This is a genomic window from Candidatus Sodalis endolongispinus (assembly GCF_018777395.1).
Lineage (GTDB): Bacteria > Pseudomonadota > Gammaproteobacteria > Enterobacterales > Enterobacteriaceae > Sodalis_B > Sodalis_B endolongispinus.
Genome location: NZ_JAFJYC010000001.1, coordinates 1563903 through 1576374 on the forward strand (window position 1 = coordinate 1563903; position 12472 = coordinate 1576374).

Below are 12472 nucleotides of genomic sequence, written 5' to 3' on the forward strand. Positions count from 1 at the left end.
TCACCGTTGTTAGTAACCCATGCTCTGCTTGGCGTCATATTCTTGCTTGGCGGTATCCGGCAGCAACAACCGTGAGTCGGTCTGGATGAACTTCGGTGGCGCCTTACCGTCCTTCTTCATCGCCAGCAGCGCATCGAATGCCGGGCCTGCCATGTTTGGCGTCAACTCGACCGTGGCATTGGCTTCGCCGTTCATCATGGCTTTGAAAATGTCTGGAACGCCGTCAATTGAGATCACTTTGATCTGCGAACCGGGTTTCAAACCCGCATCTTTAATAGCCTGGATAGCACCGATGGCCATATCATCGTTATGGGCGTAAACGGCGCAGATGTTCTTGCCGTTTTGTTCGGCTTTGATAAAGCTTTCCATCACCTCTTTTCCCTTACTGCGGGTAAAATCGCCGGACTGCGAACTTATGATCCTGATATTGTAGTGCCCGCTGATGCCGTCTGCAAACCCTTTTTTACGGTTGATAGCGACGCTGGCGCCGACCGTGCCCTGCAGTTCCACCACGTTACAGGCTTTATCGCCTACGTCCTTCGCCAGCCACTCGCCGGCGACTTTACCCTCATGCACGCTATCAGAGGCAACGGCGGAGGTATAAAGCGATGGGTCATTGACCTCTATCATGCGGTCCAGCAAAAATACGGGGATTTTGGCTTCCTTGGCCTCTTGCAAGACGGGCGTCCAGCCGGTGGCCACCACCGGCGCAATAAAGATGGCGTCCACCCCCTGTGCGATAAAGGAGCGTACCGCTTTAATTTGGTTTTCCTGTTTTTGCTGCGCATCGGCGATTTTCAGTGTAATGCCGCGTTTTTCCGCTTCGTTTTTCGCGACTTTGGTTTCCGCCGAACGCCAGCCGGATTCCGAACCAATTTGCGAGAAACCCACCACCGGTGCTGCCACCTGCGCCGCCTGACCCAAGGCAACGCTTACCGCCAAAGCAATTATCATGCGCTTGACCATCATGTGACCTTCCTTATTTTTCTCTTTTTGCAGGGTGAGGCGCACCCGGCCTTCGGCCAGCGGCTAATGGCCGGGCGCTTTTTGGGACGGTATTGCTGGATGAGTAATGAACACATCTCCCTTATTGCCTGTAGGTGTTAATTAGTTTTAATAGAAATGAAAATAATTATGATGAGCGGCATCACACCCTGAACGAACAGTGTTTTTGTGCATATGTTTAGCTGATTCGGACCGGGCGTCGATGTAGGGGGAAACGACAGTATGGGGCAAAAACCATCGGGCAAAAAAACCCTTCGCGTTTGCGAAGGGTTTTCCATGGCTGGCAGGGGCGGAGAGACTCGAACTCCCAACACCCGGTTTTGGAGACCGGTGCTCTACCAATTGAACTACGCCCCTAAATAGGGTGGCGGTGCGGACGGGACTCGAACCCGCGCCCCCCGGCGTGACAGGCCGGTATTCTAACCGACTGAACTACCGCACCACCGAATCACTACACCCGCCGGATTAACATGAGCGTGGTCAGACGCCTGTTTGACCATCCCGGGTGTTACCGCAGCTCGCGCTGCCTGTTGAACCTGCTTGTCACCCCGTGCTGACCCGGTGCGACGTATTGGATGCCTGGCAGCTCCCTACTCTCGCATGGGGAGACCCCACACTACCATCGGCGCTACGGCGTTTCACTTCTGAGTTCTGCATGGGGTCAGGTGGGACCACCGCGCTAGTGCCGCCAGGCAAATTCTCTCTCCGTGCCGCTCCCGCCGCACAGACTGCTCTTGCCGCCCGACCATCACTTGCGTGACCGTCGGGCATTATCCGGAACATCGCTGATATCGTCTCGTCTCTTGCGTTTTTGACGTCAACGTTCGCTTTCGCTCTCGTCTCGCACACGCTCTCAAACAGCTCAGGTGTTGTAAGGTTAAGTCTCACGGGTCATTAGTATCGGTTAGCTCAACGTCTCGCAGCGCTTACACACCCGACCTATCAACGTCATCGTCTTCAACGTCCCTTCAGGAGGCTCAAGGCCTCAGGGAAGACTCATCTCGAGGCAAGTTTCCCACTTAGATGCTTTCAGCGGTTATCTTTTCCGCACGTAGCTACCGGGCAATGCCATTGGCATGACAACCCGAACACCAGTGGTGCGTCCACTCCGGTCCTCTCGTACTAGGAGCAGCCCCTCTCAATCTTCCAGCGCCCACGGCAGATAGGGACCGAACTGTCTCACGACGTTCTAAACCCAGCTCGCGTACCACTTTAAATGGCGAACAGCCATACCCTTGGGACCTACTTCAGCCCCAGGATGTGATGAGCCGACATCGAGGTGCCAAACACCGCCGTCGATATGAACTCTTGGGCGGTATCAGCCTGTTATCCCCGGAGTACCTTTTATCCGTTGAGCGATGGCCCTTCCATGCAGAACCACCGGATCACTAAGACCTGCTTTCGCACCTGCTCGAGCCGTCACTCTCGCAGTCAAGCTAGCTTATGCCTTTGCACTAACCTCACGATGTCCGACCGTGATTAGCTAACCTTCGTGCTCCTCCGTTACACTTTGGGAGGAGACCGCCCCAGTCAAACTACCCACCAGACACTGTCCTCGGCCCGGATAACGGGCCTGAGTGAGAACATCAAACATTAAAGGGTGGTATTTCAAGGTTGGCTCCATGCAGACTGGCGTCCACACTTCAAAGCCTCCCACCTATCCTACACATCAAGGCTCAATGTTCAGTGTCAAGCTATAGTAAAGGTTCACGGGGTCTTTCCGTCTTGCCGCGGGTACACCGCATCTTCACGGCGAGTTCAATTTCACTGAGTCTCGGGTGGAGACAGCCTGGCCATCATTACGCCATTCGTGCAGGTCGGAACTTACCCGACAAGGAATTTCGCTACCTTAGGACCGTTATAGTTACGGCCGCCGTTTACCGGGGCTTCGATCAAGAGCTTCTCCTTACGGATAACCCCATCAATTAACCTTCCGGCACCGGGCAGGCGTCACACCGTATACGTCCACTTTCGTGTTTGCACAGTGCTGTGTTTTTAATAAACAGTTGCAGCCAGCTGGTATCTGCGACTGGCTTCAGCTCGGGGCGCAAGGCCCTCCACCTACGTGACAGCGTGCCTTCTCCCGAAGTTACGGCACCATTTTGCCTAGTTCCTTCACCCGAGTTCTCTCAAGCGCCTGGGTATTCTCTACCTGACCACCTGTGTCGGTTTGGGGTACGATTCGATGTGACCTGGAGCTTAGAGGCTTTTCCTGGAAGCGTAGCATCAATTCCTTCACCACCGTGGTGGCTCGTCATTACGCCTCAGTGTTATGAAAGAGCGGATTTGCCTGCTCTTTCCACCTGCACGCTTGAACCGGGACAACCGTCGCCCGGCGAACCTAGCTTTCTCCGTCCCCCCTTCGCAGTCACACCCAGTACAGGAATATTAACCTGTTTCCCATCGACTACGCCTTTCGGCCTTGCCTTAGGGGTCGACTCACCCTGCTCCGATTAACGTTGAACAGGAACCCTTGGTCTTCCGGCGAGCGGGCTTTTCACCCGCTTTATCGTTACTTATGTCAGCATTCGCACTTCTGATACCTCCAGCAGCCATCACAGGCCACCTTCGCAGGCTTACAGAACGCTCCCCTACCCAACGGACGTATCCTTAAAACGCCTGGCCCGTGTCCGGCTGTCGCCGACTCAACGGGAATGTGGCTTGCACGCGCCGGCTCGCCGTCGCGTGAAGCGTTTTAAGTGATACGTCCGCTGCCGCAGCTTCGGTGCATGGTTTAGCCCCGTTACATCTTCCGCGCAGGCCGACTCGACCAGTGAGCTATTACGCTTTCTTTAAATGATGGCTGCTTCTAAGCCAACATCCTGGCTGTCTGGGCCTTCCCACATCGTTTCCCACTTAACCATGAATTTGGGACCTTAGCTGGCGGTCTGGGTTGTTTCCCTCTTCACGACGGACGTTAGCACCCGCCGTGTGTCTCCCGTGATAACATTCTACGGTATTTGCAGTTTGCATCGGGTTGGTAATCCGGGATGGACCCCTAGCCGAAACAGTGCTCTACCCCCGTAGATGACTTCACGAGGCGCTACCTAAATAGCTTTCGGGGAGAACCAGCTATCTCCCGGTTTGATTGGCCTTTCACCCCCAGCCACAAGTCATCCGCTAATTTTTCAACATTAGTCGGTTCGGTCCTCCAGTTAGTGTTACCCAACCTTCAACCTGCCCATGGCTAGATCACCGGGTTTCGGGTCTATACCCTGCAACTAGACGCCCAGTTAAGACTCGGTTTCCCTGCGGCTCCCCTATACGGTTAACCTTGCTACAGAATATAAGTCGCTGACCCATTATACAAAAGGTACGCAGTCACACCCCAAAGGATGCTCCCACTGCTTGTACGTACACGGTTTCAGGTTCTATTTCACTCCCCTCGCCGGGGTTCTTTTCGCCTTTCCCTCACGGTACTGGTTCACTATCGGTCAGTCAGGAGTATTTAGCCTTGGAGGATGGTCCCCCCATCTTCAGACAGGATATCACGTGTCCCGCCCTACTCATCGAGCTCACAACAAGCGCACCTTCGGATACGGGGCTATCACCCTCTGTCGCCGGACTTTCCAGACCGTTCTCCTGATGCGCAAGCTGATGATGGCTCTGGGCTGTTCCCCGTTCGCTCGCCGCTACTGGGGGAATCTCGGTTGATTTCTTTTCCTCAGGGTACTGAGATGTTTCAGTTCCCCTGGTTCGCCTCGTTAAGCTATGGATTCACTTAACGATGATGCAACGAATTGCACCGGGTTTCCCCATTCGGACATCGCCGGCTGATAACGCTTCATATCAGCTCACCGGCGCTTTTCGCAGATTAGCACGTCCTTCATCGCCTCTGACTGCCTAGGCATCCACCGTGTACGCTTAGTCACTTAACCTCACAACCCTGAGCTGTCTGCACCTTGTCCGACAGGCTGCACGACCGAAATCCGGCGTTGCGCGGTACTCGGCATCCTCATGGACATACAGTCCACCGCGGTGCCTGCGTGCCGTGCGCCTGGGCTTTCAGCCGTTCGCGCCGTCTCGCTCGAGTATCGCCATACAGGCGAGACCCGGCGTAGTCTGCGAAGACCGCGCGGAGACAACAGTGCCTGTCGCGCTACAGTGATAACGCTTACGCGTTATCTCAGGTTTGCTTACTTCGTTTGAGAGACTCGCATACTGAGTTTGCACTTCAGCATGTGTTTCAAATTTTCAGCTTGTTCCGGATTGTTAAAGAGCGGTATTTCGCAGCTCGCTTGATAAACGCGCTCTGAAATAAAAAGCAAAGTGGCGTCCCCTAGGGGGTTCGAACCCCTGTTACCGCCGTGAAAGGGCAGTGTCCTAGGCCACTAGACGAAGGGGACACGAAAACGCGGGCAACGTATCGCATGACTTTTACGCGGCAGAGACCGCTTTAAGTCAGGTAACCCTGACCGCAAAAGCGCCGTTAACGTCGTCGCCCAGCCGCCGATAGCTTTACCCCCGTTCGCCAGGCGAACAGGAAAAAGCCGCCGACGGGCTGCTTTGCTCGTGACAGTTATCAGACAATCTGTGTGGACACGTCACTTAACGTATCGTTTTGATAAGGAGGTGATCCAACCGCAGGTTCCCCTACTGTTACCTTGTTACGACTTCACCCCAGTCATGAATCACAAAGTGGTAAGCGCCCTCCCGAAGGTTAAGCTACCTACTTCTTTTGCAACCCACTCCCATGGTGTGACGGGCGGTGTGTACAAGGCCCGGGAACGTATTCACCGTGGCATTCTGATCCACGATTACTAGCGATTCCGACTTCATGGAGTCGAGTTGCAGACTCCAATCCGGACTACGACGCACTTTATGAGGTCCGCTGACTCTCGCGAGATCGCTTCTCTTTGTATGCGCCATTGTAGCACGTGTGTAGCCCTACTCGTAAGGGCCATGATGACTTGACGTCATCCCCACCTTCCTCCGGTTTATCACCGGCAGTCTCCTTTGAGTTCCCGACCGAATCGCTGGCAACAAAGGATAAGGGTTGCGCTCGTTGCGGGACTTAACCCAACATTTCACAACACGAGCTGACGACAGCCATGCAGCACCTGTCTCAGAGTTCCCGAAGGCACCAAAGCATCTCTGCTTAGTTCTCTGGATGTCAAGAGTAGGTAAGGTTCTTCGCGTTGCATCGAATTAAACCACATGCTCCACCGCTTGTGCGGGCCCCCGTCAATTCATTTGAGTTTTAACCTTGCGGCCGTACTCCCCAGGCGGTCGATTTAACGCGTTAGCTCCGAAAGCCACGGCTCAAGGCCACAACCTTCAAATCGACATCGTTTACAGCGTAGACTACCAGGGTATCTAATCCTGTTTGCTCCCCACGCTTTCGTACCTGAGCGTCAGTCTTCGTCCAGGGGGCCGCCTTCGCCACCGGTATTCCTCCAGATCTCTACGCATTTCACCGCTACACCTGGAATTCTACCCCCCTCTACGAGACTCTAGCCTGCCAGTTTCAAATGCAGTTCACAGGTTAAGCCCGGGGATTTCACATCTGACTTAACAGACCGCCTGCGTACGCTTTACGCCCAGTAATTCCGATTAACGCTTGCACCCTCCGTATTACCGCGGCTGCTGGCACGGAGTTAGCCGGTGCTTCTTCTGCGGGTAACGTCAATCGATAGCGCTATTAACGCCACCGCCTTCCTCCCCGCTGAAAGTGCTTTACAACCCGAAGGCCTTCTTCACACACGCGGCATGGCTGCATCAGGGTTTCCCCCATTGTGCAATATTCCCCACTGCTGCCTCCCGTAGGAGTCTGGACCGTGTCTCAGTTCCAGTGTGGCTGGTCATCCTCTCAGACCAGCTAGGGATCGTCGCCTAGGTGAGCCATTACCCCACCTACTAGCTAATCCCATCTGGGTTCATCCGATGGTGTGAGGCCCGAAGGTCCCCCACTTTGGTCTTGCGACGTTATGCGGTATTAGCTACCGTTTCCAGTAGTTATCCCCCGCCATCGGGCAGATCCCCAGACATTACTCACCCGTCCGCCGCTCGCCGGCAAAGAAGCAAGCTTCTTCCCGCTGCCGCTCGACTTGCATGTGTTAGGCCTGCCGCCAGCGTTCAATCTGAGCCATGATCAAACTCTTCAATTAAAAGCTTGATGCTCAAAGAATTAAAACCGGTATTCATAAGAATATTCGTTGTTCACTCTTCAAGACTCGATATTTCGTGTATCGATATCGTCTTGTGAGTGCCCACACAGATTGTCTGATAAATTGTTAAAGAGCAGTGCCGGGAGGCTGTTTTCTCGACCGGCGCGGGCGGCGTATATTACGCCTTCCTCTTACAGAGTCAGCCTGCCAGGCCAACTTCTGCATCGTTCAGCCTGCTACGCCTAAGCGGTAAGAGACCGGACAATGAAGGCGCACTATAGGGGGTTCCGGCCCCGTGGCAACCGCTATTTTCACCAATTCCGCCTGTTTGCTGCTTTCCACAGCAAATACCGGCTTATACCTGCTTTTACACAAACTTATCCACAACCCAGGGCACAGAGACAAAATTTGGCGAGCATAGCGCAATCGTTTTCGCTACAGTTCAGGCAACCTTTTCCCGTCCGGGTCAGGTGACCGCGGGCGAAATGCCACTCCGGCATTGCCAATCAATACAAGTAACATCATTGCTATTCATATCAAGGGTCATTTGCCATGAAACCACCACGTCCTGTCCGTCGCGCGCTGCTCAGCGTTTCCGATAAAACCGGTATTCTGGCGTTCGCCCGGTCGCTGTCCAAGCGCGGCGTTGAGCTGCTTTCCACCGGCGGCACCGCCCGCCTGCTGGCCGAAGCGGGTCTACCGGTCACCGAAGTGTCCGACTATACGGGCTTTCCCGAAATGATGGACGGGCGGGTCAAAACGCTGCATCCCAAAGTGCATGGCGGGATCCTGGGCCGGCGCGATATCGATGACGCCATAATGCGCGAGCACAACATTGCCCCAATCGACATGGTGGTCGTTAACCTGTATCCCTTTGCCGCCACGGTGGCGCGCGCGGAGTGTACCCGTGAAGAGGCGGTGGAAAATATTGATATCGGTGGCCCGACCATGGTGCGCTCCGCCGCCAAGAACCATAAAGATGTCGCCATTGTGGTCAATAGCGCCGACTATCCCGCGGTGGTGGCGGAAATGGATCAGCACAGCGGCTCGCTCACCCTGGAGACCCGTTTCGACCTCGCTATCAAGGCCTTTGAACACACCGCCGCCTATGACAGTATGATTGCCAACTATTTCGGCAGCCAGGTGCCGGCCTATCACGGCGATGCTAAGCAGCATTCCGGCCGCTTCCCGCGCACCCTCAATCTTAATTTTATCAAGAAACAGGATATGCGCTACGGCGAGAACAGCCACCAGATGGCGGCGTTTTATACCGATCCCGAAACGCCGGAAGCGTCGGTGGCCACCGCGCAGCAGCTGCAGGGGAAGGCGCTTTCTTACAATAATATCGACGATACCGATGCGGCGCTCGAATGCGTAAAAACCTTTAGCGAGGCGGCTTGCGTTATTGTCAAGCATGCCAACCCGTGCGGCGTGGCTACCGGCGATACCATGTTGTCGGCCTATGATCGCGCCTACCAGACCGACCCGACGTCCGCGTTTGGCGGGATTATCGCTTTCAACCGGCCGCTGGACGCCGATACCGCCAAAGCGATTGTGAGTCGCCAGTTTGTCGAGGTCATCATCGCGCCTACGGTCGACGACGACGCTCTGGCCGTGCTGGCCGGCAAGCAGAACGTGCGGGTACTGGCCTGCGGCACTTTGCAACAGCCGTCGCCGGGATTGGATTTCAAACGGGTTAACGGCGGCCTGCTGGTGCAGGAGCGCGATGTCGGCATGGTGGACCTGCAGGATTTGAGTGTGGTTACCTAGCGCCAGCCGACCGACGAGGAAATGCGCGATGCGCTGTTCTGCTGGAAAGTGGCCAAGTACGTGAAATCCAACGCCATCGTTTATGCCCGCGACCAGCGCACCATCGGTATCGGCGCCGGGCAAATGAGCCGCGTTTATTCGGCAAAAATCGCCGGCATCAAGGCGGCGGACGAAGGTCTGGACGTCAAGGGTTCGGCGATGGCCTCAGATGCCTTCTTCCCCTTCCGCGACGGTATTGATGCCGCGGCGGCGGTAGGTGTGCGTTGCGTCATTCAGCCAGGTGGATCGATTCGCGATAATGAAGTCATCACCGCCGCCAATGAGCATGGCATTGCCATGATCTTCACCCATATGCGTCATTTCCGCCATTAAGCTCAGGAGTTAGCTCGCCATGAATATTTTAATTATCGGCAACGGTGGACGTGAACACGCCTTGGCCTGGAAAGCCGCGCAGTCGACGCTTGCCGACAATGTCTATGTCGCGCCCGGCAATGCCGGCACCGCGCTGGAGCCGACGCTGCAAAATGTGGATAGCGACGCCACTGATATTCCGGCGCTGGTCGCCTTCGCCCGGTAGCATCACATCGGGCTGACCATTGTCGGCCCTGAAGCGCCGCTGGTGCAGGGCGTGGTGGATGCCTTCCGCGCCGCCGATCTGAAGATTTTCGGCCCGACGCAGGCCGCCGCGCAGTTGGAAGACTCCAAAGCTTTCAGCAAAGACTTTCTCGCCCGTCACGGTATACCGACCGCGCGCTATGAAAACTTTACCGAGGTTGCGCCGGCGCTGGACTATGTGCGTCAGCAAGGGGCGCCGATCGTCATCAAAGCGGACGGCCTGGCCGCCGGAAAAGGCGTAATCTTCGCCATGACGCCGGTGGAAGCGGAATCTGCCGTCAACGATATGCTGGCCGGTAATGCCTTTGGCGATGCCGGGCATCGTATTGTCATCGAAGAATTTCTCGAGGGCGAAGAGGCCAGCTTTATTGTCATGGTGGACGGTGAGCATGTGTTGCCAATGGCCACCAGCCAGGATCACAAGCGCGTCGGCGATGGAGATACCGGGCCAAATACCGGCGGCATGGGCGCCTATTCTCCGGCGCCGGTAGTGACCGATGAGGTGCACCGCCGGGTAATGGAGCAGGTCATTTGGCCAACGGTCAAGGGGATGGCGGCGGAAGGCAATGTCTATACCGGCTTCTTGTATGCCGGTTTGATGATAAGACCTGATGGTCAGCCGAAGGTGATTGAGTTCAACTGCCGCTTTGGCGATCCGGAAACCCAACCTATCATGCTGCGCATGCGCTCTGATCTGGTCGCCCACTGCCTGGCGGCCACCGAAGGCCGTTTGGACCAGGAGAGGTCCGAGTGGGATGAACGGCCGGCGCTGGGTGTGGTATTGGCGGCGGGAGGCTATCCCGGCGACTACCGCACCGGGGATGAGATCAGCGGTCTACCGGCAACCGAGGCGGAAGGAGAGAAAATCTTTCACGCCGGCACCCGCCTGCATCAGGGCAAGGTACTGACCCAGGGAGGCCGCGTGCTATGCGTCACCGCGCTGGCAGCTACCGTTGCCGATGCGCAGGCCTACCGCGCGGCCGAGCCCGTCAAATGGCGGGAAAGTTTCTGCCGCCGCGATATCGGCTACCGCGCTATCGCCCGCGACGCCTGACGCTGCTGCCAGGGGCGGGCCTACGCTGGTCCGCTCTGCCACGGCGAGCAAAAGACCGTCCTCATTCGGCTGCCAAGCGAGCCAAAGGTCGCCCTCATTCAGCTGCCACGGCGAGATAAAGATCGTCCTCACTCGGCTGCCAGCGACAGAAATCCTCGTTGGCAACCAGCAGCAGTTGGGTGCCCTCCGGCGCTTCCAGCCAGGCGATGCCCAATGCACCCGACGTATGACGGGTACGGGCAGCCAGCCAGCCTGCCGCGCGCGCATCGAAATTCGGCGCCACCGTCCCGCCCTGGCAAAGCGTAATAACGCCGTTCTGCCAAACCCCCTGCTTTAACCGGACGCGGCCGGCGCGCAGCGCCTGGCTGACATCCAGCAGGCGCCGGGCCTCGAACTGATACAGCGCCGTCTCGTCATCGCTGAGCGACTCCCGCCGCTGTTCGCGCTCACGCTGCATGAAACTGAGGTGACCTTGCGCATCGAAGCGAAGCTGTATCGTTTCAGGCTGCTCTCCGCTCTGCTGACGGCGAATCTGACGCACCTCGCCCTGCTGATATTCATAGCGGGTCACGGTGGTATCGCCGCCGCGGTAGGTACTGTAGACGCTTTCAAGCGTCACGCGTCCGCTGGCGGTGTCGTCTTTACGCCACAGACGCATGGCGCCGCGATCGGCGATATAGCCGGTGGCGGTAAACGCGGGGGGCGATTGATGGTAGCTACATGCCGTCAGCATCAGAGCCATAAGCCCTATGCGACCACACGGCCGCAAAGACAAAAGGGGCGTAATTGCCCCTCTGCTTATTGTTTTCACCTGCACACTGCTTTCATTTGACTGCGTCTTTCAATGCTTTACCAGAAACAAAGGCAGGCACGTTGGCAGCTGCGATTTTGATTTCTTTGCCAGTCTGCGGATTGCGGCCAGTGCGTTCGCTACGATGATTAATTTTGAAAGTGCCGAAACCAACCAATTGTACTGCATCACCCTCTTTAAGAGACTCGGTAATTGCTGCCAAAGTGGATTCCAGCGCCGACTTCGCTTGTGCCTTAGAAAGATCAGCTTTATCACCAATTACATCAATCAGTTGAGTCTTGTTCATATGTTATCCTTACAGTGTGTTTATCGCTTGCTAAGCATCGAGTGCGACGGATATGCCGATTGACAGCACTCTCCTGCATACACGCACCGATAGCCACTTTTTTCACGCCCCCCAAATGTAGACCAGACAGGGTGCTAATGTGAAGCCTTATGGACCCGCAAAACAGGTGTTAAATCACGTTTTTCTGCCTTATTGCTGCAAATTTATCCCAATATTGCTAATTACGGCCTCGCGCAGAGCGGCGCGCAGTCCTTTAATCAATTCAATATCACGATCTTCGCAATCCGCCAATAAACGATAAATTTCCCATTGCACATCCCATTCCTGCTCAATTGCCGGCAGCGCATTAAGCGCTTCTTCGGTCATTTCCCGTTCCGCCTGTGTCATTTCAACCATCGCCACGCTGCGAATAGACGTCTCGCTTACGACGATGGCATGCGACAACGTTTCTCCGCTCAAACGGGAATGCAAAAGTTCACTCAGGGCAACGCAGGCGTCTATCGCCGGATAAACGCCATAAAAGTCATAATCATCGGCGGCAGGAATCGCTTCCTCCAGCTTTTCCAGCTGTAAATCGAAATTGACCTTAGCATCTTTTACTATCAACGTCTCCCAGACGAGAGCCAGAATGCGTCGAAAAATGGCCGCGTCGCCGAAGCCGGTTTGCTGACAAAACAGCTGGTAATTAGCATACATACGCTCGCACAGGGACGCCATAAACGTGATATGTTGCCAGCTTTTCCAAGCGTAAATGTATCGGATTACGTAACATTGGGTGTCCCATTACTCTTTAACTTGCGCGCAGTTTACCTGAAATTTTCCCT

Annotated in this window: 3 protein-coding genes, 3 tRNA genes, 3 rRNA genes and 3 pseudogenes; 2 read left to right on the forward strand and 10 right to left on the reverse strand. The window is 55.7% G+C overall.

Features of this window, described 5'->3' with window-relative positions; all coding sequences use genetic code 11:
• Positions 1-9 precede the first annotated feature (9 nt).
• From ytfQ to JZM24_RS07620, 7 genes are all read right to left on the reverse strand, one after another.
• Complete coding sequence (gene ytfQ / locus JZM24_RS07590) at positions 10-966, reverse strand: galactofuranose ABC transporter, galactofuranose-binding protein YtfQ (RefSeq protein ID WP_215670051.1); 957 nt, start codon at positions 964-966, stop codon at positions 10-12.
• A gap of 320 nt (positions 967-1286) precedes the next feature.
• Positions 1287-1362, reverse strand: a tRNA-Trp gene (locus JZM24_RS07595).
• A gap of 8 nt (positions 1363-1370) precedes the next feature.
• A tRNA-Asp gene (locus tag JZM24_RS07600) sits at positions 1371-1447 on the reverse strand.
• Positions 1448-1582: 135 nt separating this feature from the next.
• Positions 1583-1698, reverse strand: a 5S ribosomal RNA gene (gene rrf, locus JZM24_RS07605).
• A gap of 180 nt (positions 1699-1878) precedes the next feature.
• Positions 1879-4883: ribosomal RNA gene (locus JZM24_RS07610) — 23S ribosomal RNA — on the reverse strand.
• A 392-nt stretch (positions 4884-5275) separates the two neighbouring features.
• Positions 5276-5351, reverse strand: a tRNA-Glu gene (locus tag JZM24_RS07615).
• Between the two features lie 219 nt (positions 5352-5570).
• A 16S ribosomal RNA gene (locus JZM24_RS07620) occupies positions 5571-7112 on the reverse strand.
• The 16S, 23S and 5S rRNA genes sit together here with 3 tRNA genes alongside, the layout of an rRNA operon.
• A 552-nt stretch (positions 7113-7664) precedes the next feature.
• Here JZM24_RS07620 and purH point away from each other — a divergent pair.
• A pseudogene (gene purH, locus JZM24_RS07625) lies at positions 7665-9254 on the forward strand (bifunctional phosphoribosylaminoimidazolecarboxamide formyltransferase/IMP cyclohydrolase).
• 19 nt (positions 9255-9273) lie between these two features.
• Positions 9274-10551, forward strand: a pseudogene (gene purD / locus JZM24_RS07630) (phosphoribosylamine--glycine ligase).
• Positions 10552-10645: 94 nt separating this feature from the next.
• Here purD and JZM24_RS07635 read toward each other — a convergent pair.
• The 3 genes and pseudogenes from JZM24_RS07635 to JZM24_RS07645 all read right to left on the reverse strand — a co-directional run bounded on the left by JZM24_RS07635 (position 10646) and on the right by JZM24_RS07645 (position 12420).
• Positions 10646-11293: a DUF1481 domain-containing protein gene (locus tag JZM24_RS07635; protein WP_215669220.1), complete on the reverse strand. Its 648-nt coding sequence runs from the start codon at positions 11291-11293 to the stop codon at positions 10646-10648.
• An 82-nt stretch (positions 11294-11375) separates the two neighbouring features.
• Positions 11376-11648 (reverse strand): nucleoid-associated protein HU-alpha, encoded by a 273-nt coding sequence (gene hupA, locus JZM24_RS07640; RefSeq protein ID WP_215669221.1) that lies wholly within the window; start codon positions 11646-11648, stop codon positions 11376-11378.
• Between the two features lie 189 nt (positions 11649-11837).
• Positions 11838-12420: pseudogene (locus JZM24_RS07645) on the reverse strand (YjaG family protein).
• Between the last annotated feature and the right edge of the window lie 52 nt (positions 12421-12472).

Coding starts and splice junctions, on each gene's coding strand:
- ytfQ (WP_215670051.1), bottom strand. CDS start 966: ATGGTCAAGCGCATGATAATTGCTTTGGCGGTAAGCGTTGCCTTGGGT.
- hupA (WP_215669221.1), bottom strand. CDS start 11,648: ATGAACAAGACTCAACTGATTGATGTAATTGGTGATAAAGCTGATCTT.
- JZM24_RS07635 (WP_215669220.1), bottom strand. CDS start 11,293: ATGGCTCTGATGCTGACGGCATGTAGCTACCATCAATCGCCCCCCGCG.